This window comes from Bradyrhizobium sp. ISRA430, from assembly GCF_029909975.1.
GTDB lineage: Bacteria > Pseudomonadota > Alphaproteobacteria > Rhizobiales > Xanthobacteraceae > Bradyrhizobium.
Window position 1 is genome coordinate 5,284,474 of record NZ_CP094516.1, and the last position, 24,713, is coordinate 5,309,186.

Annotated in this window: 20 protein-coding genes; 14 read left to right on the forward strand and 6 right to left on the reverse strand. The window is 64.9% G+C overall.

The genetic code is table 11. The features are described from left to right. Window positions 1–802: 802 nt before the first annotated feature. Complete coding sequence (locus MTX21_RS25100; RefSeq protein ID WP_280967359.1) at window positions 803–1,918, reverse strand: FUSC family protein; 1,116 nt, start codon at window positions 1,916–1,918, stop codon at window positions 803–805. Window positions 1,919–2,042: 124 nt separating this feature from the next. On the opposite strand from MTX21_RS25100, the gene MTX21_RS25105 reads away from it, so the two are divergent. Then, window positions 2,043–3,413 (forward strand): MmgE/PrpD family protein, encoded by a 1,371-nt coding sequence (locus MTX21_RS25105; protein ID WP_280971154.1) that lies wholly within the window; start codon window positions 2,043–2,045, stop codon window positions 3,411–3,413. A gap of 194 nt (window positions 3,414–3,607) precedes the next feature. On the opposite strand, the gene MTX21_RS25110 is transcribed toward MTX21_RS25105, so the two are convergent. Both MTX21_RS25110 and MTX21_RS25115 read right to left on the reverse strand, forming a co-directional pair. Next, window positions 3,608–5,035, reverse strand: a complete 1,428-nt coding sequence (locus tag MTX21_RS25110) for a serine hydrolase (protein ID WP_280967360.1) — start codon at window positions 5,033–5,035, stop codon at window positions 3,608–3,610. A 309-nt stretch (window positions 5,036–5,344) separates the two neighbouring features. Beyond that, window positions 5,345–6,403, reverse strand: coding sequence for a helix-turn-helix domain-containing protein (locus tag MTX21_RS25115; RefSeq protein ID WP_280967361.1), 1,059 nt, complete (start codon window positions 6,401–6,403; stop codon window positions 5,345–5,347). A gap of 294 nt (window positions 6,404–6,697) precedes the next feature. Between MTX21_RS25115 and MTX21_RS25120 the strand changes: the two genes are divergently transcribed. The 4 genes from MTX21_RS25120 to MTX21_RS25135 all read left to right on the forward strand — a co-directional run bounded on the left by MTX21_RS25120 (window position 6,698) and on the right by MTX21_RS25135 (window position 11,860). Beyond that, entirely contained in the window at window positions 6,698–7,615 is a 918-nt protein-coding gene (locus tag MTX21_RS25120) for a pirin family protein (RefSeq protein WP_280967362.1), read from the forward strand. Between the two features lie 60 nt (window positions 7,616–7,675). Beyond that, window positions 7,676–8,590 carry a phosphoribosylaminoimidazolesuccinocarboxamide synthase gene (locus MTX21_RS25125; protein ID WP_280967363.1) on the forward strand — a complete coding sequence of 305 codons (915 nt, stop codon included), beginning with the start codon at window positions 7,676–7,678 and terminating at the stop codon, window positions 8,588–8,590. Window positions 8,591–8,715: 125 nt separating this feature from the next. Beyond that, window positions 8,716–9,528 (forward strand): crotonase/enoyl-CoA hydratase family protein, encoded by an 813-nt coding sequence (locus tag MTX21_RS25130; protein WP_280967364.1) that lies wholly within the window; start codon window positions 8,716–8,718, stop codon window positions 9,526–9,528. Window positions 9,529–9,643: 115 nt separating this feature from the next. Next, window positions 9,644–11,860: a SulP family inorganic anion transporter gene (locus MTX21_RS25135; protein WP_280967365.1), complete on the forward strand. Its 2,217-nt coding sequence runs from the start codon at window positions 9,644–9,646 to the stop codon at window positions 11,858–11,860. Window positions 11,861–12,091: 231 nt separating this feature from the next. Here the strand turns inward: MTX21_RS25135 and MTX21_RS25140 are convergent, their stop codons facing one another. Next, the gene (locus MTX21_RS25140; protein ID WP_280967366.1) at window positions 12,092–13,579 is read right to left on the reverse strand and encodes an NAD-dependent succinate-semialdehyde dehydrogenase; all 1,488 of its coding nucleotides are present in this window, start codon (window positions 13,577–13,579) and stop codon (window positions 12,092–12,094) included. A gap of 280 nt (window positions 13,580–13,859) precedes the next feature. Then, window positions 13,860–14,180, reverse strand: a complete 321-nt coding sequence (locus MTX21_RS25145; protein WP_280967367.1) for a hypothetical protein — start codon at window positions 14,178–14,180, stop codon at window positions 13,860–13,862. A 349-nt stretch (window positions 14,181–14,529) separates the two neighbouring features. Between MTX21_RS25145 and MTX21_RS25150 the strand changes: the two genes are divergently transcribed. Together MTX21_RS25150 and MTX21_RS25155 are read left to right on the forward strand one after the other, a co-directional pair. After that, on the forward strand, window positions 14,530–15,723 hold the full coding sequence (locus tag MTX21_RS25150; RefSeq protein ID WP_280967368.1) for a serine hydrolase domain-containing protein: 1,194 nt from the start codon (window positions 14,530–14,532) through the stop codon (window positions 15,721–15,723). Window positions 15,724–15,839: 116 nt separating this feature from the next. Continuing rightward, the gene (locus MTX21_RS25155; protein WP_280971155.1) at window positions 15,840–17,534 is read left to right on the forward strand and encodes an AMP-binding protein; all 1,695 of its coding nucleotides are present in this window, start codon (window positions 15,840–15,842) and stop codon (window positions 17,532–17,534) included. 147 nt (window positions 17,535–17,681) lie between these two features. On the opposite strand, the gene MTX21_RS25160 is transcribed toward MTX21_RS25155, so the two are convergent. Next, complete coding sequence (locus MTX21_RS25160) at window positions 17,682–18,683, reverse strand: adenosine kinase (RefSeq protein ID WP_280967369.1); 1,002 nt, start codon at window positions 18,681–18,683, stop codon at window positions 17,682–17,684. 183 nt (window positions 18,684–18,866) lie between these two features. Between MTX21_RS25160 and murJ the strand changes: the two genes are divergently transcribed. From murJ to MTX21_RS25195, 7 genes are all read left to right on the forward strand, one after another. Beyond that, window positions 18,867–20,426: a murein biosynthesis integral membrane protein MurJ gene (gene murJ / locus MTX21_RS25165; protein WP_280967370.1), complete on the forward strand. Its 1,560-nt coding sequence runs from the start codon at window positions 18,867–18,869 to the stop codon at window positions 20,424–20,426. A 54-nt stretch (window positions 20,427–20,480) separates the two neighbouring features. Beyond that, window positions 20,481–21,533 (forward strand): tryptophan--tRNA ligase, encoded by a 1,053-nt coding sequence (trpS, locus tag MTX21_RS25170; protein ID WP_280967371.1) that lies wholly within the window; start codon window positions 20,481–20,483, stop codon window positions 21,531–21,533. Between the two features lie 109 nt (window positions 21,534–21,642). After that, complete coding sequence (locus MTX21_RS25175; protein ID WP_280967372.1) at window positions 21,643–22,137, forward strand: universal stress protein; 495 nt, start codon at window positions 21,643–21,645, stop codon at window positions 22,135–22,137. 174 nt (window positions 22,138–22,311) lie between these two features. Further along, on the forward strand, window positions 22,312–22,881 hold the full coding sequence (locus MTX21_RS25180; protein ID WP_280967373.1) for a NifU family protein: 570 nt from the start codon (window positions 22,312–22,314) through the stop codon (window positions 22,879–22,881). Between the two features lie 88 nt (window positions 22,882–22,969). Then, complete coding sequence (gene tsaB / locus MTX21_RS25185; protein WP_280967374.1) at window positions 22,970–23,665, forward strand: tRNA (adenosine(37)-N6)-threonylcarbamoyltransferase complex dimerization subunit type 1 TsaB; 696 nt, start codon at window positions 22,970–22,972, stop codon at window positions 23,663–23,665. Between the two features lie 10 nt (window positions 23,666–23,675). Then, the gene (gene rimI, locus MTX21_RS25190; protein WP_280967375.1) at window positions 23,676–24,161 is read left to right on the forward strand and encodes a ribosomal protein S18-alanine N-acetyltransferase; all 486 of its coding nucleotides are present in this window, start codon (window positions 23,676–23,678) and stop codon (window positions 24,159–24,161) included. A gap of 38 nt (window positions 24,162–24,199) precedes the next feature. After that, window positions 24,200–24,655: a Fur family transcriptional regulator gene (locus MTX21_RS25195; protein ID WP_280967376.1), complete on the forward strand. Its 456-nt coding sequence runs from the start codon at window positions 24,200–24,202 to the stop codon at window positions 24,653–24,655. The last annotated feature ends 58 nt before the right edge of the window (window positions 24,656–24,713 follow it).

Below are 24,713 nucleotides of genomic sequence, written 5' to 3' on the forward strand. Positions count from 1 at the left end.
TGTGTTTGGTCGCCTATGCCCAGTATCAATGTCCGCTTCCAAGCTGTCATGGCGATGGGACTATTGGTTGGTATCTGCCGTTGTTCACGTCGCCCATTGGCGGCTTTGCGGTGCTTGGCCTGATCCTCATGGCCATCGTGCGTACATTTCGTCGATAGCACGGAAGGGTTTGTCAGCTTGGCACATAGCCACTCGCGAATGAGCGAACGTCTGCTCGGGGCCCAGAAGCGGGAAGCTAGCTCTGTTCCCTTGCGAAGCTCCTCGCCACGTAGAGTATGCTGACGGCTACAGCCGGATAGACGAGCAGACGGAAGTGCTCAGCGCTCCCTTCGCCTTGGAAGACGCTGTGCGCGATAAGGGATAGAGCGGCTAACCCAACCAGAGCAAAGCCGAGGTACGCAACAGACCGCCATGCCGTAGGAAGAAAGCTAAATGCAAATTCAGATGCTGCCGCAGCAGCTATTGTGGGTATCCAATAGGGAAATGCAAAGATTGCCAGAACGAACCCAAGCACGTAATTGCTCGGACTCCCCCCAATGCTGGGACTGCCGATCATGACCGCTTCGACGGTCCACCAAAGCAAGACAGCGAGCAAGAAGATCACAAGGTCCATTTTTCGACCGACGCAAGGCGTGTGACAAACAACAACTGCATCAATCATGTACCGCGACCAGTTAACCTCTGGTTGCAGCACGAAACGGTTTCGACGAATTCCGCTTGGGTCATCTGCCGCCGATCACGGCCAAGCCGGGCGACTTCGGCTTGGCTGTCGGAAGCCGAGGTTTATGAGCACACTCCCTACTCACTCCGCCACCCGCGCCGGCTTGTCCGCTGCAGCTTCCGACCATTCGCCGACGACGCGGTCGAGATCGCAGAGGTTCTGGTGCATCTGCTCCAGCGAGAAGCCGAGCGCGAAGAAACGCTCCGCGGTGTCGCTGGGCTGGCCACGGATCAGGCCGTCGCGACGGACGGAAGCGACCGCCTCGGCATAGTGCTGGAGCGCGAGGTGCACGGGATGGATCGGCGGCGCGCCGGCGCCCTCCCGCAAGGCCGCCGCGGCCGAACGCAGAAAGCGCGCGATCACGGTCGAAACCTCCGCTAAGGGCCCGGCGAGCCGCGTCTGCACCTCGGCCGGCAACGGCACCACGGTGGCGCGGCCGATCATCACGACGTCATGGCGCAGCCGCAGGATGGTTCGCAGCAAGGGGCCGGTGTCGGGCCCGCTCGACAGCCGCGCCGCGCGCTCGCGCTCGGCCTCGGCACCGGTGGCGTTGAGGCCCACCAGCGCGGTGCCGATGCCGTCCTGGATCCGGTGCAGCGCGTCGTTGTCGCGGCCGCGCGTCAGGCCTGCGAGCAGCTCGGTGAAAGCGTCGGCGATCAGTTCGAGCAGCAGCGCCGCACTGGCGCGGATCTGCCGCACCGCGCGCGAGGGCAGCACCAGGAACGAGACCAGCAGTCCCGTGATCGCGCCGACCGCGACCTCGCTGACGCGATCGATTGCCGAGGTCATGGGATCGGAATGATGCATGGTGGGAACCAGGAGCACGATCACGGCGGTCACCGTGGCCGCGCTCAAACTCGGATTGATCGCGGCGACGAAGGCGAGCGGGGCGACCGACAGCACCAAAAGCCCGAGCAGCCCGGCTTCGCTGGAATAAGGGATCAGCACCGCGATGGCGCCGCCATAGACGGCGCCGCCGACCGTGCCGAGCATGTAGTCGCGCGTCGCCTTCAGCGAGCGGCCGACGCTCATCTGGGTCACGATCAGCGAGGTCAGCACCGCCCAGAGCGGCAGCAACAGATGCAGCGCGGTCGCAATCGCATAGGCCGCGGTCGCCGCCACCGTGACCCGGACGGCCAGTCCCAACTGCGTCCTTCGCGACCGGAGCCGGTCGAACACCTCTCTTGCGAATGCCATCGTCGAATATCCCGGCCCAATCCTCGGTCAACCGGCCAAAAGCATAGCTGATGCCCGCAGCCGCAAGCCCGCTTGAAAGGCAAAATCAGCCCGCCTAACGTGCCGGCCAAAACGAGGAAACATGATGGCCCACGAAACCGCAACGCTCGCCGCCTACGTCGTCAACCTGAAATATCAGGATATTCCGGCGGAAGTGCTGGATCGCGCAAAAGTGCTGACGCTGGATTTCCTCGGCAGCGCCATCCGCGCGCGCAGCGAAGCGGAATCGACCCCGTCTCTGCTGAAGATGCTGGAGGCCCTGGCGCTCGACACCAAGGGCGAGTCGACCGTGTTCGGCGATGCCAAGACCTGGACGCCGGCGGTCGCAGCGCTGCTCAACGGCGCGCTCGGCCATTCCCTCGATTTCGACGACACCCATGCGGATTCCTCGCTGCACCCGAGCGCGCCGGTGGTGCCGGCAGCGTTCGCGGTCGGCGAGATGGTCGGAGCCTCCGGCCGCGACGTGCTGACTGCCATCGTTGCGGGCTATGAAGTCTGCTGCCGGCTCGGCAACGCGCTCGACCCGACCTCGCACTACGCGCGCGGCTTCCATCCGACTGCGACGGCCGGCACCTATGGCGCGGCCGCGGCTGCCGGCAAGCTGTTCGGCCTCTCCGAGAAGCAGATCATCGCCGCCTTCGGCGTCTCCGGCAGTCAGGCCGCCGGCTCGCTGCAATTCCTGGTCAACGGTGCCTGGAACAAGCGCTACCAGGTCGGCGCCGCCGCGATGAACGGCGTGATCGCCGCGACGCTGGCGCGCAATGATTTCGTCGGCGCGACGGAATCGGTCGAAGGCAAGCACGGCCTGCTCGCCGGCTACACCGACGACGCGCATCCCGACAAGGCGGTCGCCGAGCTCGGCAAGAGCTATGAGACGATGAAGATCGGCGTAAAGCCGTATCCGAGCTGCCGCTACACCCATGCCGCGATCGATGCGCTGATCGCCATGCGGCGCGAGCACAATCTGACGCCCGACCAGGTCAAGCGGGTCGAGATCGGGCTGCATCGCAACGGCATCACGCTGACCGGCGATGCCGCAACCAAACGGCATCCCACGTCGATCGTCGGCGGCCAGTTCTCGATGTTCTTCACCGGCGCGCTCGCGCTCGACCAGGGCAGCTTTGGCTGGGACGATTACAACCGCCTCGGCGATGCCGCCATCGACGCGCTCGCCGACAAGTTCGACGTGGTGCAGGACGACCGCCTCGAGATCGGCCGCACTCATCCCTTCGGCGCACGCGTGAGCATCACCACCGACGACGGCGTGCATGAGCGGCTCTACGCCGATCCCTCCGGCGAGCCGACCTCCTTCCCCGATGCGCAGGCGATGCAGCAGAAGTTCCTGACGCTGGCGCGCCCCGTGCTGAACGCGCGCGCGGAGAAATTTGCCGACGCGATCCTGTCGCTGGAGCGGTTCGACCGCGTAGCGAAGGCGACGGAGCTGGGAAGGCAGTAGCTAGCGCCATTTTTCCCTCTCCCCTTGTGGGAGCGGGTGGCTCGCCGCGTAGCGGCGAGACGGGTGAGGGGTCTCTGTCCGCGAGCACCTTCACGCAGTTGAGTTCGCGGAGACAGACCCCTCATCCGGCGCTTCGCGCCACCTTCTCCCACAAGGGGAGAAGGAAGAAGAGACGGCGCCCTGTCCTGCCGCTATCAATCCACGCCCGCAACCTTCCCCTTGTCATGCGTCGCGGCGATCACATCGCGAACCAAATCGAACACGCCATCCACCTCCGGCGGCCAGTTCGGCGAGCGGCCCAACCGCACGATCACCAGCCGCTCGGACGGGATCACGATCGTGTACTGACCGATCGTACCCTTGGCGAAGAAGGCATCGCGCGGCCACCCGCGCTCGATGCGGTAGCTCGCGCCAAAACTGTCGCCCCGGTTGGTCCAGAAGCCGGCGCCGATGCCGACCCACGCGTGCGGCGTGGGCGAGGCCGAATAGCTCACCCAACCCTCGGGCAGGATGCGCTTGCCGCCCGCGACGCCGTCGTTGAGATAGAGCTGGCCGAAGCGCGCCCAATCGCGCGCGGATGCCAGCATCTCGCTGGAGCCTTCCACCGTGCCGGCGCCGTCGAGCTGAAGCGTGACATGGCGCATGCCGAGCGGCGCGAACAATTCGCGGCGCGCGAAGCGGAGCACGTCCGTGGGATTGCCGCCGAGCGCATTTCGGATCAGATGCGCGAGGATGAGGGTGTTGCCGTCGTGATAGTTCCAGGCAGTGCCCGGCGCTGTTGCGAGCGGCATGCTCTCTGCATAGGCGGCCATGTCATCTTGCAGAAACTTCATGCGATTGACCGGCTCGAGCGCGGAGCCGAGCGATGCCTGCAAGGAACTGCCGAGCGCAAGGCCGGCGGTGTGGCGCAGGAGATGATCGACGGTGATGGCGTGGCGCGGATCATCCGGATTGCGCCAGGCGGCAACCGGCGCCGGCCCGTCGAGCTTGAGCCTGCCTTGGCGCACGAGAATGCCTGTCAGCGCTGAGATTACCGACTTGGTCATGGAGAAGCCGAGCAGCGGCGTCTCCGGTCCAATGCCATCGGCATAGCGCTCGGCGACGATGCGGCCATTCTTCATGACGATCACGGCGCGGGTGCGCCGGTACGGCGGCTGTGCAGGCTCGGCGAAGGCGCGCTCGAGTGCGGCGGCAAGCCCCTCGCTTTGCGGCGGCACGACCGAAGGCGCGGCGATCTCCGGCAGCAGCGCGGGCTGCCTGTCGTCGGGCGGCGGTTCAACGTCGGCGATCGCCGCACCATGCTCCAGCGTGCAGCCGAGGCCGTCGCGATAGACGGCATGGCTGCGGCCAATGCCGAACAGCGTCACCGTGACATCCTTGCGCACGCGGTCGATCCGGTAGTCCATCGCCCAGGTGATCAGGCCGGTCCCGGGCATCGCATCGGTGGTCTCGGTGAAGGTGCGCCGCGGATCGAGGCCGGAGACGAACGTCTCGGCGCAGAGGATGTCGGCGACGAAACCGGTCGCGACCTTCGGCACGTCGCGGGCACGCGCCGCGCCGAGCACGAGGCCGACGCAGCTGATGGTGGTGGTGAGGAGGATGATCTTGCGGCGGCGGGTCAATGGCGTTCTCCGGCTGAAGTGACGCGAAGAAGGCCGGGGCGGCGCGATGACTGCTCGCCGGATTTGGAAATTGGCCTAGCTGAAACTGGACGGGGCTAGTCGATTTTTGAATTATCCAGCGATTTCAGTTCCTTAATTGCACGGCCGCGACCGCGGTGCGGGTTCACTCCCTCTCCCCGTTCTTACGGGGAGAGGGTCGGGGTGAGGGGCCGCCTCCGCGGGAACGCTGGGATTTGGATTCGCGAAAGCTCCCCCTCGCCCGGATTGCAGACAATCCGGCCTCTCCCCGCGCGCGGGAGATGAGAAGTGTCACGCCGCGCGCACCTTCAGCCGCCGATACTCCGTCGGCGTCACGCCGGTCACGGCCTTGAAGGCGCGGTTGAACGGGCCGAGCGACTGGAAGCCGGCATCCATCGCGATGGTGATGACAGGCACCTCGGCCTGGGCGGGATCGGCGAGCGCGGCCTTGGCCTCCTCGATCCGATGGTTGTTCAGGAACACATTGAAGTTGCGGTAGCCGAGCCGCTGGTTGATCAGGCGGCGCAGCCGGTATTCGGGGATCTTGAGCCGTCCCGCCAGCGCACCGATGGTGACGTTCTCCTGGCGATAGATCCGCTCATCCGCCATCAGCCGCATCAAGGCATCGATCAGTTTCCGGTCGGCAGCTTCCTCGGCGGCAACAGGTTGGCCCGGCGCGATCGCGGGTGCGGGCTCGGCAGCCACCGGGAACAGCTCTGCGCCGTCGACGCGCATCATCGCGCAAGCGATCGCGGCGACGACGAAGGCGAGTACTGCGGCATTGATGGTGTTGGCCACGTCGCCTCCACCGCCAACGAAGATCTGGAGCAGCGCGTTCAGCCCGCCATAGAGCGCGGCAGCGGCGACGATGAAGACGCGAACGCGGCGGCGCCGTTCGACCAGATCGGCCGGCCACGACGCGATCGTCTGCACCACCGCGAGGGCGATGAAGCCAAGCGAGATCAGGTTGGTCGCGACGACGACAAGCCGCAGGTTTCCGCCCGGCGCAATCCAGAGGCAACTGACCAGGCTGAATGCGGCAACGAGTGCCCAGATCGCGCTATGCCGCCAGCGCAGGCAAAACTCGTCATCAAACAGCGCGCGCGTGAACAGCCAGAACACCACGACATTGCTCGTCGAGAGCGCAATCAGCGGCGCGTGCCAGGCTGACGTCAGCGCCGGCGCACCGATCGAATAGCTCGCGGCATGGGCCGCCGATCCGAGCGCGAAGGCAACCGCAAGCCGGCCGGCGACCACATTCCTGAAGCCGGAGAACAGCGATGCCGCCAGCACCAGCAGCAATGCCACGGCAGCGGCGCGGCAGGCCAGTTCGATTGCGGCGGGAGTCATCGGATTAGCGCGATCGGTCAGGGTTGAAATCGGCTGAGCATCGTTGGTCGTGCGACGTTTTTCAAGACTGATCGCGGCGCCAGCGTTCAGGCGCGGTTACAAGAAAGTCGACGTCATCTTCGTTCAGGCCAGCGCCCGGCTTGATCGGAGAAACCATCGCCCGCCCCTGTTTCCAACATTGCTCTGGCCGATATCTCACGGCGACCGCAAATAGGCTATCGCGTCCATGCCCTGATCGGCGCGACGGAGCGATCAAATCCTGTTACGATCGCCGCAACAAAGAAGGAGTCCACCATGAGCTGGCAACCCTCCAACGATCCCGTGCTCGGCGATCCCATGTCATGCGATGCGCTCGACCTCGTCATCGTGCCGCGCACCCGCGACCTCGGCGACGGATTTGAGGTGCGGCGCGCGCTGCCGCATGGCAAGCGGCAGATGGTCGGGCCTTTCATCTTTTTCGACCATTTCGGTCCGGTGCAGTTCGTCTCCGGCAAGGGCATGGACGTGCGGCCGCATCCGCATATCGGGCTCGCCACCGTCACCTACCTGTTCGACGGCGCGATCATGCATCGCGACAGCCAGGGCAACATCCAGGAGATCCAGCCCGGCGCGATGAATTTGATGACGGCCGGGCGCGGCATCGCACATTCCGAGCGCACGCCGGACGCGCAGCGTGCATCGGGTCAGAAGATGCTCGGCCTGCAAAGCTGGATTGCGCTGCCGGCCGGATCCGAGGAGATCGCGCCGTCGTTCCAGCACTATGCCGCCGGCGACCTGCCGATGATCTCGGAACGCGATTTCACCGCGCGGGTGATCGCGGGCTCGTCGTTCGGCATCGCCTCGCCGGTGTCGATGGTCTCGCCCTGGTTCTACACCGAGGTCACGGCCGCGGCAGGCGCGAGCGTACCGCTCGACCCCGACCACGAGGAGCGCGCGATCTATCTCGTCGACGGCGAGGTCGAGATCGCGGGTGAGCGCTATGAGGGGCCGCGGCTCCTGGTCTTCCGGCCCGGCGACCGCATCACGGTGAAGGCGCTCAAAGCCACACGGATGATGTTCCTGGGCGGCGATGCGCTGGAGGGACCGCGCCACATCTGGTGGAATTTCGTCTCCTCCAGCAAGGAGCGGATCGAGCAGGCCAAGCAGGATTGGAAAACCGGCCGCTTTGCGCAGGTTCCGCAGGAACATGAGTTCATTCCGCTGCCGGAATAGGCTATCCCGATCCCGGCCGCATTTTTGCGCGGCCGAGTTCTCCTGCCTGAAGGCCTGCCGATGACCACCATGCTCAGTAGCGACCTGCCCCTGCCCAAGATCGGGCGCGGCAAGGTGCGCGATATCTACGCCGTCGATGATGACCGCCTGCTGCTCGTCACCACCGACCGCATCAGCGCCTTCGACGTCGTGATGGGCGAGACCATTCCGATGAAGGGCGCCGTGCTGACCCAGATCAGCGCGTTCTGGTTCAAAGAGCTCGAGGGCGTGGTGCCGCATCACATGATCAGCGCCGACACCGACGAGATCATCGCCGCCGTGCCGGCGTTGAAAGCCCACCGCGCCGACATCCATGGCCGCGCCATGCTGTCCCGCCGCACCACCGTATTCCCCATCGAATGCGTGATCCGCGGTTATCTCTCCGGCTCGGCCTGGAAGGAATATGCGGCCTCCGGCACGCTCGCAGGCGAGAAGCTGAAGGCGGGCCTCGTCGAAAGCGAGAAGCTCGATCCTGCGATCTTCAGCCCGGCGACCAAGGCCGAGACCGGCCACGACGAGAACATCACCATCGCGCGGATGCGCGAGGTCGTCGGCGACGAGGTCGCCCATACGCTCGAGAGCATGACGCGCGCGGTTTACACGCTCGGCGAGGAGCTGGCGCGCGAGCAGGGCATCATCATCGCGGACACCAAGTTCGAATTCGGCCGCGACAAGGACGGCCGCATCATCCTGATCGACGAGGTGATGACGCCGGATTCGTCGCGCTTCTGGGCGGCCAGTGCCTACAAGCCCGGCCAGCCGCAGGCGAGCTTCGACAAGCAGCCCTTACGCGACTATCTCGACGCCGAGCGCCGCGCCGGCCGCTGGAACGGCGACGCCCCGCCGCCCCCGCTGCCCGCGAGCGTCGTGGAAGCGACGAGCAAGCGGTATCTGGAAGCCTATCGGCGGGTGACGGGGACGGAGCTGAAGATTTAGCTTCAGCTCATTATCGTCGTCCTGACGAAAGCCAGAATGCGTGGCGTCTGCATCGGCTTTTTCCAAGCATTGCCCACGCGGCAACCTGATGCAAAACTCCCTGCAAAACATCAGGGAGAGCACACATGCCCGAAGCCGATGCCGTGCTGATCGAGCGCGATGGCCCCGCCACCGTCATCTCCATCAACCGGCCGCACTGCCGCAACGCGGTTGATGGTGCCACTGCGCGCAAGCTCTATGACGCGTTCCTTGCCTTCGACGCCGACCATGACGCATCGGTTGCGGTTTTCACCGGCACGCACGGGCATTTTTGCGCGGGCGCGGATCTGAAGGCAGTCGCGAAGGGCGATCGCGAGAAGATGCGCGAGATCGGCGGCCACGGCACGATCGCCCCAATGGGGCCAAGCCGCTTGCGGCTCTCCAAGCCGGTGATCGCGGCGGTCGAAGGTTACGCGGTCGCGGGCGGGATGGAGCTCGCATTGTTCGCCGACATGCGCGTGGTCGCGGAGGACGCCACTTTCGGCATCTTCTGCCGTCGATTTGGCGTGCCGCTCATCGATCTCGGCACCGTCCGCCTGCCGCGTCTGATTGGCCATTCACATGCCATGGACTTGATCCTCACGGGGCGTCCGGTCGGCGGCGCGGAGGCGTTGCGCATGGGCCTTGCCAACCGCCTCGTGCCGACCGGTGAAGCCCGCGCGCATGCGGTCCGGCTTGCCAAGGAGATCGCGCGCTTCCCGCAGACATGCCTGCGCGCCGACCGGCTTTCCGCGCTTCAGCAATGGGATATGGGGGAAGAAGACGCGATCAAGAACGAGATGCGCGGCGGCCTGAACGTCATCGCCTCCGGCGAGACGCTGTCGGGCGCAACCCGCTTCGCATCGGGCGCGGGACGGCACGGCGCGTTCGGCGCGGAGGTCTCCGGCCAGGCCGATTGACGCGAACGATTTCGCGAAAGCCTGTCGGAAATTTCACAATCGGAAGAATCCTGTTGCGCTAGCTTCGGACTCGTCTACGTCTCGGACGGGAATTTTCAGGGGCGAGCGCAAAGGCGTGACAGATCCAGCAATTACCTACAGTCCGGCCCCTCGATTTAGCCCGGCTCTCAAGCGTGCACTGAATGATATACTGGGCGGCAGCGCCGCGAGCGTCCTGACCGTCACCTTCGGGCTCTCCTACGCGCTGCTGATCTTCGCGGGGCCGCTGTCGCCCTACCTGTCCTACGGGATCGCCGCGACCTTCATCAGCTCCGCCGTGCTTGCGGCCGTCGTCGCTTTCGGAAGCTCCCTGCCCTTCGCGGTGGCCGCGCCGGACAGCTCGACCGCCGCGGTGACGGGAATCCTCGCCGCCTCGCTGGTCGAGCGCATCGATGCGGCGAATCCGTCGACGCCACTGCTCTCGCCCGTCCTGATCACACTCGGCCTGTCGACTATCCTCACCGGTGTCACCCTGTGCGGATTGGGACTGACGCGGATGGGTCGGGCGATCCGCTATGTGCCCTATCCCGTGGTCGGCGGTTTCCTCGGCGCCACCGGACTTCTGATCGTCATGGGCGCGATCCGGGTGATCACCGGTCATCCGGTGCAGCTCGGGACGCTGTTGCACTTCACCAGCGGCATCACGCTGTCTGAGCTGGGCGCGGCCTGCGCGATGGCGCTGGTGCTGTATCTGACCTGGCATCGCTCGCGCGGCCCGTTCGGGCTGCCGGTCATCCTGATCGGCGGCATGCTCACCGCACATGTGGCGTTCTGGATCGCCGGCGTCTCGCCGGAGGAAGCGCGCAGCCTGGGCTGGACTTTCCAGCCTCCGCCGCCGGCGTCGTTCATGCTGCCGTGGCATGCCGACGATCTCGTGCACTATCCCTGGTTCGCCGTGCCGGACCTGCTCGGCAACCTCGTCGCCGTCATCTTCGTCACGGCCTCCAGCACGCTATTCGGCACCACGGGGATCGAGGTCGCCGTGCATCGCGAGGCCAATCTGGAGCGCGAGCTGAACGTCACGGGTGCGGCCAACATCCTGACCGGCGCGCTCGCCGGCTATGGCGGCTGCATTTCGGTCAGCCGCTCGATCCTCAATTTCAGCAGCGGCGGGCGCGGTCGCCTGTCCGGCCTCACCGTCGCGGCGATGTCGCTCCTGATGCTTGCCGTTGCGCCGGAGCTGCTCGGATTCATGCCGAAATTCGTGCTCGGCGGGCTCCTGATCTATCTCGGTGCCGACCAGCTCCACAAATGGATCATCGAGTCGCGCAAGCGGCTCTCCAAGCTCGAATATCTGTCGCTGATCGCCATCATCGTGATCATCGTGACTTGGGGTTTCGTGCCGGGCATCCTGATCGGCGTGATCATCGGCTGCGCGACATTCGCGTTCAGCGCGGCGCGGGTGGAGACGATCAAGTACAGTTTTGACGGCTCCGAATATCGCTCTTCGCTCGACCGCTCGCGCGACGATCATGAGGTGCTGCTCGCCCATGGCGGCAAGATCCAGGGCCTGAACCTGCAAAGCTATCTGTTCTTCGGCTCGGCCAACCGGCTCTACCAGCGCGTCAAGAAACTGCTGCAGGAGCGCCCGGAGTGCCGCTATCTGCTGTTCGACTTCAAGCTCGTGACCGGCGTCGACTCGTCAGCCGCCTACAGTTTCGCCCAGATCAAGCGCAGCGCGCGCGACCTTGGCGTCGAGCTGATCCTGGTGCATCTGTCGGCCGCCGCCGAGAAGGTGCTGCGCTCCAGCGATTTCATCGGCGAAGGCGTCATCATCATTCCCGAACTCGATCATGCGCTGGAGTGGTGCGAGAACGAGCTCATCGCGCAGCATCAGGGATTGGCCCAGGAAGAGGCCAGCTTGCGGGACTGGTTCATGCGGATCCTCAAGAGCGAGCACGATGCCGACGAGTTGATCCGCCGCTGCCAGCGCCTCGACGTCGAGGCCGGCGAGGTCATCGTGAACGCCGGCGACCCCGCCGATTCCATGCACTTCATCCTCGACGGACGCGTCGGCATCATGGTCCCGGCCGAGGAGGACCGCACCACGCGCGTGCGCAGCCTCGGCCGCTACACCACGATCGGCGAGATGGGCCTGGTGGCACACACGCCGCGCAGCGCCACCATCCAGGCGGAAGTCGCCAGTGTGCTCTACGTGCTGAACACGCACCAGTTCAATGCGATCAGGGTCGAAGACCCCGAGCTCAGCCATAAGCTGCTGACCTATTTCGTGTCGGTCATGGCCGAGCGGCTGAGCTTTGCGAACCGGACGATCGCGGTGCTGAGGCGGTAGCGGCTGCGTAGATGGGGTAACGGGCCGGAGGCGTAAATGGCGCGCCATAAGTTCAATGTCGTCCTGGCGAAAGCCAGAACCCATTACCCCAGCGAGTGATTTGGCGAAGACTGGCGGTCCGATACACCTACCGCCTGCAATCGATAGATCACGCGGTATGGGTCCTGGCTTTCGCCAGGACGACGACGGGCAAGCATTCCCGCCACGTCACACCGATCCGCGACGGCAGGCCTACACCCCCGCCATCATCACGTACTTGACCTCGACATATTCTTCCATGCCGTGATGCGAGCCTTCGCGTCCCAGGCCGCTTTCCTTGACGCCGCCGAAGGGCGCGACTTCCGTGGTAATCAGGCCGGTGTTGACGCCGACCATGCCGGATTCCAGCGCCTCGGCGACGCGCCAGACGCGGCCGAGATCGCGGGAGTAGAAGTAGGAAGCAAGCCCGAAGGGTGAGGCGTTGCACATCGCGATGACGTCGGCCTCGTCCTTGAAGCGGATCACCGGCGCGAGCGGGCCAAAAGTTTCCTCTTGCGACACCAGCGAGTCCGCCTTGACGTCGGCAAGCACGGTCGGCTCGAAGAAGGAACGCCCGAGCGCATGGCGCTTGCCGCCGGTGACGACCTTGGCGCCGCGCTTCACCGCATCCGCGATATGGCGCTCGACCTTATCGACCGCTTCCATGTTGATCAGCGGGCCCTGCGTGACGCCGCTCTCGGTGCCGTCGCCGATCTTCATCGCCGCGACCTTCTTCGACAGCTTCTGCACGAATTCGTCGTAGATCTTGTCCTGCGCATAGAGGCGGTTGGCGCAGACGCAGGTCTGGCCCATGTTGCGGTATTTCGACACGATCGCGCCTTCGACCGCGGCATCGATATCGGCGTCATCGAACACAATGAACGGCGCGTTGCCGCCGAGCTCGAGGCCGAGCTTCTTCACCCCGACGGAGGCCTGGCGATAGAGGATCTTGCCGACCTCGGTCGAGCCGGTGAAGCCGACGAAGCGCACCGCCGGATGCTCGCACAGCACCTTGCCTATCGGCGGCGCATCGCCGGTGATGATGTTGAACACGCCCTTGGGCACGCCGGCCTTCTCGGCGAGCGCGGCAAGCGCGAGTGCCGACAACGGCGTTTCGTTGGCGGGCTTCAGCACCACGGTGCAGCCGGCAGCTAGCGCCGGCGACACCTTGCGCGTGATCATCGAATTCGGAAAATTCCACGGCGTGATCGCGCCGCAGACGCCGATCGGCTGCTTGATCGCGAGCAGCCGCGCATCGGGGCGCTGCGTCGGAATGGTCTCGCCATAGACGCGCCTCGCCTCCTCCGCGAAGAACTCGACATAGGCCCCGCCGATATCGACCTCGCCGAGGGCTTCGCTGAGCGGCTTGCCCTGCTCGGAGGTGAGGATCAGCGCGAGATCCTCGCGGTTGGCGACGATCAACTCGTACCATTTGCGCAAGATGTTGGAGCGCTGCTTGGCGGTGAGCTTGGCCCAGGCCGGGAACGCGCGCTCGGCAGCTTCGACCGCCTTCGTCGCATCATCCGCCGAAAGCTGCGGGATTTTTGCCAGCTCTGCGCCGGTCGCGGGATTGTTGACCGCGAAGACCGGCGAGCCGACCCAGGCGCCATCGATGTAGCAGGCCTGCTTCAGGAGCGAAGGGTCCTTCAAGCGCAGGGTGGAGGTGGCTTGCGAAGCGCGTGCGGCGGCGGTCGGGGTCATGGCGTTGCTCCTCAGGGCGTTCGGATCGGCCCGGAATATAGGGACAGGCGGCGCGTAATGCACCGTCCCTCAACGCACATCAGCTTGGAGTTAAGCTAGGGGCCGCGAGCCCTTACCTCTCCCCAACGGGGAGAGGTCGATTTGCACAGCAAATTGAGTGAGGGGGTTCAGGTCCCACGAGAGAGCGCAACCCCTCACCCGCGCCTCCGGCGCGACCTCTCCCTACGGGTGAGGCTTGGCGTCGCGAGTGCGGAAGCAACTTAATCTAGTCTCGTGGTTCTTACGCCGCGCCGTTCAGATAGGTCTCGCGCCGGCCGATCATGCGCTCAGCCGCAGTCTTGGCGTCGGCCTTGGACGAGGTCGCGCAGGTCCGGTATTCGAGATCGGGAACGTCGGAGGTGTCACGGCGGCCGAACCAGGACCTTGAGCCGACCGGCAGCAGCGCCAGCGCCTGTGCCACGTTCTCGACCGCGCCGAAGGAGTAGAGTGCACCGGTGCCGGCAATCCGGACCTCGTAAATACCAGGCGAAATCGGCGCCTCCAGGTTCTCGCCCCGTCCATGACGAGGATAGCGCTTCCATTCGCTCCAGGTCGAAATCATTTCAAATCCCCTCGCGGCCCATACGCCGCCAAAATTTGCATCAAGTGTTAACGTCGGGCCGCATCGGTCCGGCGGCAGGGCCGAACGTCGCAGCGCACAAAATGTTTCAAGTGCTTCGAAACTCTCGAAACATATCGCCTGACCCCCTCTGGGGTCACGGCGAAGTGCGTCCATCCACCGCACTTTATGTCGACGTGTTGCAGTTCAGTCGCTTTGTCGTCCTGCGCAGGACGACTGTCGTCAAGTCACGACATCGCGACCGTACGTTAAGGTTGACGCGCTTGCCGCGCGCGATCTGCAGGAGGACAATCTATCGCTTCCAACAATAACCAAACCGGAGGAAACGCGTATGCAAAGCCAAGCAGAGATCGATCAGGTTCTGCGCCAGAAGAGCGACGCCAAGGAGATTCCCGGTGTCGTCGCCATTGCAGCGAGCGGTAACGACGTGCTCTATCAGGGCGCGTTCGGCAAGCGCGATTTGTCCAAGCCCGATGCGATGACGCTCGACAGCGTGTTCTGGATCGCGTCGATGACGAAGGCAGTGACGAGCGCCGGCGCGATGCAACTGGTCGAGCAAGGCAAGCTCTCGCTGGACGCGCCGATCGGAAATCTTTTGCCCGATCTCGCCAATCCGCAGGTGCTCGAAGGTTTCGACGCCAACGGCGAGCCGAAGCTGCGGCCGGCGAAGGGAGCGATCACGCTGCGCCACCTCATGACCCACACCGCCGGTTTTTGCTACAACGTGTGGAACGGCGACTGCGCGCAATATCTGGAGAAGACCGGAACCCCGAACATCTTCTCCTGCCTGAACGTCGCGCTGAAGACGCCGATCATGTCCGATCCCGGCACGCGCTGGGAATATGGCATCAACATCGACTTCGTCGGCAAGGCGGTGGAAGCCGTGAGCGGCAAGCGTCTCGATGCCTATCTGCGCGACCATATGTTCACGCCGCTCGGCATGAACGACACCGGCTTCAAGATCACCGACGACATGCGCCAGCGGCTGGTCGCCACGCATGCGCGCGGCGAGGATGGATCGCTGGCGCCGATCCCGTTCGAGATCGAACAGAATCCGGAATTCCACATGGGCGGCGGCGGCCTTTACAGCACTGCCGGCGACTACATCAAGTTCACCCAGATGATCCTCAACAAGGGCCGCGGCAACGGCAATCAGGTGCTGAAGCCCGAGACGGTCGCGCTGATGGGCGAAAACCACATCGGCGACCTCACCATTGGCAAGATGACGACGGTGGCGCCCATGTACACCAACGACGTCGATCTCTTCCCCGACATCGTCAAGAAGTGGGGGCTCTCCTTCCTGATCAACACTGCCCAAACGCCGGAAGGCCGCAGCGCCGGCAGTCTCGCCTGGGCGGGTCTCGCCAACACTTATTTCTGGATCGATCCAGCGCGCGATGTTTCCGGCGTGATCCTGATGCAGGTGTTGCCGTTCGTCGACGCCCACTGCCTCGAGGCCTTCGCGGGCTTCGAGCGCGGCGTATATGCCGGGCTGGATGTGGGAAGCGGGCAAAGGGCGGCGTAGCCACTTAGTATGATGCGCGCCTTGTCGCGCGTGCTCCGAGCTGGATGTACCCTCGTGCCCCGAAGGCCCGCCCTTCGGGGCATGAAGCGAGAATGACAAAGCTGGAGGACGCGACCATGGCAGACAAGGCCGACAGCTACGTTTGTGGTATCTCCGACACGCCGCTCCTTGGCGATACGATCGGCCGCAGCCTCGATCAGGCGGTGCGGCGCTGGGGTGATCGCGAGGCGCTGGTTTCGCCCAGTCACGGCGTGCGATGGACCTGGAAGGAATTTGCCGAACGGGTCGATGCACTCGCCGCGGGTTTTGTCGCGCTTGGCCTCGAGCGCGGAGCGCGAATCGGCATCTGGTCGCTGAACCGCCCGGAATGGACGCTGACGCAGTTCGCCGCCGCCAAAGCCGGACTGATTCTGGTGACGATCAATCCCGCCTATCGGCTGAGTGAGCTGGAGTTCGCGCTGCACAAGGTCGGCTGCGCGGCGATCGTCACGGCGACGGCGTTCAAGACCAGCAACTACATCGAGATGCTGAACGCGCTCTTGCCGGAGCTTGCCGGCGCCAAACCTGCGCAATTGCAGGCGGCGCGGCTGCCTGATTTGCGCATCGTCATCCAGATCGGCGGCCCCGCTGCGCCCGGTACGATCTCCTTCGACGAGGTCGCGCGCATGGGCGGCGATCGTCATCGCGAGCAGCTTGCCGCGCTCGGCGCGGTCTTGCAATTCGATGATCCCGTCAACATCCAGTTCACCAGCGGCACGACCGGCTCGCCCAAGGGCGTGACCCTGACCCATCACAACATTCTCAACAACGGCTACTTCACCGGCCGCGCGATGCGCCTGGCCGAGACGGATCGCATCTGCATCCCGGTGCCGCTCTATCATTGCTTCGGCATGGTGATGGGCAATCTCGCCTCGGTCACGCTCGGCGCGACGATGGTGTATCCGGGCGAAGGCTTTGATCCGCTGGTGACGCTGCGGACGATCGAACAGGAGAAGTGCACCGCGGTCTACGGCGTGCCGACGATGTTCATCGCCGAGCTCGATCATCCCGAGTTCCCGAAATTCGATCTCAAATCGCTGCGCACCGGCATCATGGCCGGAGCGCCCTGCCCGATCGAGGTGATGAAGCGCGTCAACAACGAGATGAACATGCAGGAGGTCACGATCGCCTATGGCATGACCGAGACCAGTCCCGTCAGTTTCCAGAGCGCCGTGGATGACCCGCTCGAACGCCGCGTCTCCACGGTCGGACGGATCCATCCGCATGTCGAGGTCAAGGTCGTCGATCTCGACGGCAGGATCGTCAAGCGTGGCGAACGCGGCGAGCTCTGCACCCGCGGCTATAGCGTCATGTTGGGATATTGGGAAGAGAAGGAGAAGACCGCCGACGTGCTCGATGCGAACGGCTGGATGCACACCGGCGACCTCGCCACCATCGACGACGAAGGCTATTGCAACATCGTCGGCCGCATCAAGGACATGGTGATCCGCGGCGGCGAGAACCTCTATCCGCGCGAGATCGAGGAGTTTCTTTATCGCCACCCCAAGATCCAGGACGTGCAGATCTTTGGCGTGGCGGACACCCGCTATGGCGAGGAGCTCTGCGCCTGGATCCGCCTCAGGCCGGGCGAGACGCTGACGAGCGAGGAGGTGCGCGCCTTCTGCGAGGGGCAGATCGCCCACAACAAGATCCCACGCTACGTGGAATTCGTCGACGAATTCCCGATGACCGTGACCGGAAAGATCCAGAAATTCCTGATGCGCGAGGCCGTGGAGAAGCGGCTCGGATTGAAGGCGGCGAAGACGGCGTGAGTTGCCAGCCACCATGAAGCTGTCATTCCCCGCGAAAGCGGGGAATCCAGTACGCCGCAGCTTCTCCGTATTCTACCGCCGTCTCTGGAATACTGGATCGCCCGGTCAAGCCGGGCGATGACAGCGAGTGTGCGAAGGGAAATTCCGCTACACCGGCAGCCCGCGCTGCTGGGCGAGCTCCTTCAGCGACACCTGCGGACGCGCGCCGATGTGCTGGATCACTTCGGCGGCGGCGAGCGCGCCTAACTGGCCGCATTGCTTATAGGGCAGCTCGCGCGCGAGGCCGAACAGGAAGCCGGCGGCGAAAAGATCGCCGGCGCCCGTGGTGTCGACGACTTGCGCGACCGGGAACGCAGGCGCGGCGACGGTGTCTTCCGGGGACACCACCACGCAACCCTTCTCGCTGCGCGTGACCACGCCGAGCTTGACGTCGTTGCGGAGCTGCTTGAGCGCGGTTTCGAAGTCCGAGCTCATATAGAGCGAGTGCAGCTCGGACTCGTTGGCAAAGACGATGTCGACCGTGCCATTGCGCATCAGCGCCAGGAACTCGTCGCGATAGCGATCGACGCAAAACGAATCCGACAGTGTCAACGCCACCTTGCGCCTCGCATCATGCGCGATCTTGGCGGCCTTGACGAATGCATCCTTGGCGTTCTTGGGGTCCCAGAGATAGCCCTCGAGATAGACGATGCCGGCAGCAGCGATCTCGGCCGGATCGATGTCGGCCGGTGACAGGTCCTGCGCAGCGCCGAGATAGGTATTCATGGTGCGCTCGCCGTCACCCGTCACCAGGATGTACGAGCAGCCGGTGGCCGGACCGTCCTTCGCGGCCGGAGTATTGAAGGCGACGCCGGCGGCACGGATGTCGTGCAGATAGAGATTGCCGATCTGATCGTCCTTGACCTTGCCGACATAGGCCGCGCGCGCCCCGAGGCTTCCCACGCCGACGATGGTGTTGGCGGCCGAGCCGCCCGAGACCTCGGTCGCCGGCCCCATGTCCTTGTAGATGGCGGCAGCACGCGCCTCGTCGATCAGCGACATGCTGCCCTTGGTCATGCCGTGCTTGGCAAGGAAAGCCTCGTCGGTCCTGACCAGCACGTCGAACAGCGCGTTGCCGATGCCCAAGACGTCATATTTCGCGTCAGCCATTCACCTTGATCCTGTTGCCCGATTGCGATGTTGCGGAAAATCCGCTTCCTGTTCGGCTCGAAATCCGGCTCGCGGCCTATCACGTTCGGCCCGGCGCGAGCAAGCAACGAAGGGTTATCTTTTGACGCGTTTTCGTCACGCGAACGTACCACTTCGCTCGAAAACGCCATGGTATGACGCGCGATGATCCGCTCCTTCCTGACCGTCTCGACGGGAACACTGGCCTCGCGCCTCCTGGGCTTTGCGCGCGATTCCCTGATCGCGGCGCTGCTCGGCACCGGCGCGGTGGCCGACGCGTTCCTGGCGGCCTTCCAGCTCGTTAACGTGGTCCGCCGCCTGCTCAGCGAGGGCGCGCTCAATGCGGCCCTGATTCCGGCCTGGCTGGGCGTGCGAGACCGCGAGGGCGAGGAGGCCGCGGCCGCCTTCGCCGGACGCGTGCTCGGCACGGTCAGCGTGGCCCTGATCGCAGCCTCGCTTCTCATCGCAGTTCTGATGCCGCTGATCATCACGATCATCGCGCCCGGCTTCCTCGGCAGCGGGACACGCGACCTCGCCGTTCAGAACGCGCGGCTGATGCTGCCTTATCTCGCCTTTGCCGGCCCCGTCACGGTGCTGATGGGGCTGCTCAACGCGCAAAGCCGCTTTGCACTCACGGCGTTTTCGCCGCTTCTGTTCAACATCGCCTTGATCGCGGCGATCGCGGCGCTCCTGCTCTGGCATGCCGATGCGGGCTTCGCCGCCTGGGCGCTGGCGGCCACCGTCGGGATCGCCGGCCTGCTGCAACTGATGATGCTGCTGTCGCAACGAAGCGCGCGCCTCGCAACGCCCTTGCGCGTGAGCTTCGATGAGGAGATGCGCGGCTTCTTCGCGAAAGCGATCCCCGGCATGATCGCAAGCTCGGGACCGCAATGGCTGATGGTGGCTGGCGCCATCATCGCCTCCGCAACGCCGTCCGCCGTCTCGTGGCTCTATTTCGCCAATCGCCTGGTCGAGCTGCCGCTCGGCATTGTCGGCGTCGCCATGGGCGCGGTGCTGGTGCCCGAGCTGACGCGCGCGGTCGGCAGCGGCGACCGCCACGCGGTGGCGCATGCGGAATCGCGCGCGCTCGAGCTCGCCGCCGGGCTCGCATTGCCGGCGACGCTTGGCCTGATCATGCTGGCCGAACCGATCGTGCGGCTGCTGTTCGAGCATGGCGCCTTCGGCGCCGACGACAGCACGGCGACCGCGCACGCGCTGATCTGGCTGGCGCTGGGCCTGCCGGCGCACGTGCTGATCAAGGCACTGTCGCCCGCCTTCTATGCCCGCAGCGACACGACGACGCCGCTGTTGGCAACGGCCAAGGGATTTCTGGTCGCAATCGCGCTCGCGGTTGGTCTTGGCCACTTCTTCGACGCGTCGGGGATTGCCGCGAGCATCGCGGCCGGAGCCTGGAGCAGCGCGATCTCCCTGCTACGGAAAGGCACATCCGAATTCGGCTTCTCGGTTGACGCCGCCGCCCAAAAGCGGTTGCCGCGGATCGTGGTCGCCGCGCTCGTCATGGGCGGCCTGCTCTGGCTGACCGCAGGCCTTACGCCCGCCGACAGCCACGGCCTCGTCAGGTTCGTGGCGCTGGGCCTGCAGATCGCAGCGGGGATCGCCGTCTACGGCCTGCTCCTGCAAATCCTCGGCGTCGCCTCCTGGCGCGAAGCGGTTAACGCTCTGAAGCGGCCCTCTCGCGCCTCAAATCCCGCGAATTGCCCTTGACGGGGCAGCGCCGCTGTTGGAAACGACGGCGCATTATCTAGGGGAAGGCTTGCCATGGCATTCGTTGAACGGGTCTTTTCGGGCGTCCAGCCGACGGGCAATCTGCATCTCGGCAACTATCTCGGCGCCATCGTCAACTTCGTGAAGATGCAGGAAACTCACAACTGCATCTATTGCGTCGTGGACATGCATGCGATCACGATGGGGGTGGACGTCTGGGGCGGGCCGGCCGAACTCGCGCGCAACACCCGCGAAGTGACCGCGGCGTTCATCGCGAGCGGGATCGATCCGAAGAAGCACATCGTGTTCAACCAGAGCCAGGTCTCGGGCCATGCCGAGCTCACCTGGATCTTCAACTGCGTCGCGCGCATGGGCTGGCTGAACCGCATGACCCAGTTCAAAGAGAAAGCCGGCAAGGACCGGGAGAACGCCTCCATCGGACTGTATGACTATCCGGTGCTGATGGCGGCCGACATCCTGCTCTACCGCGCTACCCACGTTCCGGTCGGCGAAGACCAGAAGCAGCATCTCGAGCTCTCGCGCGACATCGCGCAGAAGTTCAACAATGATTTCGGCGACTCGATCCGCAGCCACGGCACCAATGACGGCCTGTTCTTCCCGCTGCCGGAGCCGTTGATCACGGGCCCGGCGACGCGCGTGATGAGCTTGCGCGACGGCACCAAGAAGATGTCGAAGTCGGATGCGTCAGATTATTCGCGCATCAATCTGACCGACGACGCCGACACCATCGCCCAGAAGGTCCGCAAGGCGAAGACAGATCCGGAGCCGCTGCCGACCGAGGAGAAAGGCCTGGAAGCACGGCCCGAGGCCGACAACCTCGTCGGCATCTTCGCTGCGCTCTCCGGCCGCACCAAGGCGGACGTGCTGCGCGATTTCGGCGGCGGCCAGTTCTCCAGCTTCAAGAACGCGCTGGTCGATCTCTGCGTCACGAAGCTGTCGCCCATTGCCGGCGAGATGAAGCGCCTCGTCGCCGACCCCGGCCACATCGACGCCATCCTGAACGATGGCTCCGACCGGGCCCGCGCGATCGCCGACGAGACCATGAAGCTCTCGAAGGACATCGTCGGCTTCATCCGCAGGCGCTGATTATTGCGCGTGCAAAACGCGGCCTGCGCCTCAGCGCCGGCCGCCGTTCCCTCTCCCAAACACTGAGGGAGTGTGGCAGCATGCCGGGCAGGGATACGCCGGGACATGCATGACCAGCACGCGACGTTGCTTCGAGCCGGGTCACAAGCCGAAATGCCTCGTCATCGTTGACGACACCGCCGAATGGGATCGCGCGGTCTATTATGCCAGCCGCTGGGCGATCCGCGCCGGCGGCGGCGTGGTTATGTTGCGCATCATCGAGACCGAGCAGCAGAACCAGGAATGGCTGGGCGTTGCCGAGATCATGCGCGCCGAGGCGCATGAGGCCGCGAACGCCGCGCTCGACCGCGCCGCCGGCCGCGCCAACGGGATCGCCGCCATCACGCCGGAGCGGGTGATCCGGGAAGGCAGCGCGATGGAACAGCTCCTTGAGGTAATAGACGAGGACCCGGACATCGCCATGCTGGTGCTGGCCGCCAGTCCCGGCGCGGAGGGCCCGGGACCGCTGGTCGCCCTGCTCGCGCATGCGGTGGGGACCTTCCCGATCCCGGTGACGATCATTTCGGGCGCGCTGAGCGACCAAAGCGTGGATTCGCTGTCGTAGCTTGCAGGGTTCTTCGCTTCTCCCCGCAAACGGGGAGAGGCCAAGAAGGCGCCCTAACCCGCTGATATAACAATGGAACGGCCCCTGCAGCCCCTTGATCGTGCGTTCCCCGTCGCCATCTGCTAATTAATAGCTCACGCGCCGGCCTTGAACCGGCGACGTCCGGAGAAAACCATGTTCATTCAGACCGAAGCCACCCCCAATCCCGCCACGCTGAAATTCATTCCCGGCCGCCTCGTGCTCGACGGCAGCCCGATGGAGTTTTCGAGCCGCGAGGCCGCCGCGCGCTCGCCGCTTGCCGAAAAGCTGTTCGACGTGCCCGGTGTCACCGGCGTGTTCTATGGATCGGACTTCATCACCGTCACCAAGACGAGCGGTGAATGGCAGCAGCTCAAGCCCGCGATCCTCGGCGCCATCATGGAGCACTACATGTCCGGCGCGCCGCTGCTTGCCGACGGCACGGCGTCGAACGATGTGGATTTCGACGACCAAGACGAGTTCTTCGACGAGGCGGATGCCGAGACGGTCGACATGATCAAGGACCTGATCGAGACCCGGGTGCGGCCGGCGGTTGCCAATGACGGCGGCGACATCACCTTCCGCGGCTTCAAGGACGGCATTGTCTATCTCAACATGAAGGGCGCCTGCTCCGGCTGCCCGTCATCGACCGCAACGCTCCAGCACGGCATCCAGAACTTGCTCAGGCACTTCGTCCCCGACGTGGTTGAAGTCCGCCCGATGTGACGGTTGAGCGAATGGCGAGTAGCGAATGGCGAATGACATTCCGATCGGCTAAGCTACTCGCCATTCACCACTCGCCATTCGCTTTTCCATGCTGATCCTTGCCATCGATACCGCGCTGGAGGCGTGCGCGGCGGCCGCCCTTGATGCCGATGCCGGCGAGCTCCTTGCGCAGGAGCAGCTTCCCATGAAGCGCGGCCACGCCGAAGCCTTGATGCCGATGATCGCGCGCGTCATGCAATCAGCCAATCTCGCATTCACCGCGCTCGACCGCGTCGCCGTCACCGTCGGTCCCGGAAGTTTCACCGGCTTGCGGGTCGGCATCTCGGCTGCGCGCGGGATCGCGCTCGCAGCAAAGCGGCCTGCCGTCGGGCTGACGACGCTGTCGGCCTTTGCTGCCCCGATCGTCGGCCGGAACGGGTCGGCGCCGGTGATCTCGGCGATCGATGCACGGCATGATCACGTCTATTTCCAGATCGTGGCCGGCGACGGCAGCCAGCTCACCCCGCCGAGGGTCGCCAGCGTCGACGAGGCGATTGCGGCCTCGCAATTCGGCGCGCCGCATCTGGTCGGCAATGCCGCCAAGATCCTGGCCGACCGCTGGCCGCAGGATCTACCGCAACCGATTGCCGTCGACGCGCAAGGCGCGCCCGACATCGGCTGGGTCGCATGGCTCGGCGCCGCGGCCGATCCCGACACCACGCCGGCGCGGCCGTTTTACTTGCGCGCGCCTGATGCAAAGCCGGCCGCACAGCCGCCGCTCGCCGCACAAGCCGCAACCTCATGATGCCAACCTCATGATGAGCTGGCTGTCGGAATGGTGGCGCGGCGGCACCGCTGCCGTCGAGCCCGCTTCCGCGCGTGATGCGGCGCGGCTCGCACAGCTTCATGGCGCATCCTTCGCGCGTGGTTGGGGCGAAGGCGAGTTCGAGACCATGATCAGCGAACGCAACACGCTGGTTCATCGCCTGCGCCTGGGTCGCAGGACGATCGGCTTCGCGGTGTCGCGGATCGGCGCGGATGAGGCGGAAATTCTCTCCATCGCAGTCGACCAGGCCGAGCGTGGTCGCGGTTTCTCCCGCACGCTGCTGATGACCCATCTCGGCCACCTCGCAGGACGCGGCGTCCGCACTATATTTCTGGAGGTCGAGGAGAATAATCAGCCGGCGCGGCGGCTGTACGACCGGGCCGGATTCGTGGTGGTGGGACGGCGCGAACGCTACTATAAGCAGCCGAACGGGGAACAACTGAACGCACTTCTGATGCGGCGTGACTTGTCGTAACATTGATGGCAAGAAGCGCCTGCCAGGCAGACAACCCTATGACCATACTGAAACCTTCTTCCGCGACCAAGGCGACCGGCATCGAAGCGCGCTGCGCCGCGACCGGCATGCGCATGACCGAGCAGCGCCGCGTCATCGCCCGCGTACTCGCCGAGGCGATGGATCATCCCGATGTCGAGGAACTCTATCGGCGCTGCGTCGCCGTGGACGACAAGATCTCGATCTCGACCGTCTATCGAACGGTAAAATTGTTCGAAGATGCCGGCATCATCGAGCGCCATGATTTTCGCGAGGGCCGCGCGCGCTACGAGCAGATGCGCGACAGTCATCACGACCACCTCATCAACCTGCGCGACGGCAAGGTGATCGAATTCACCTCCGAAGAGATCGAGAAGCTCCAGGCGGAAATCGCCCGCAAGCTCGGCTACAAGCTGGTCGATCACCGCCTCGAACTCTATTGCGTCCCACTCGACGACGACAAGCCGTCGAGTTGATGGCGATGTGCGGCGAACGCTCCTCACCTCTCCCCATCTGAGCCTGTTGCGCATGTGC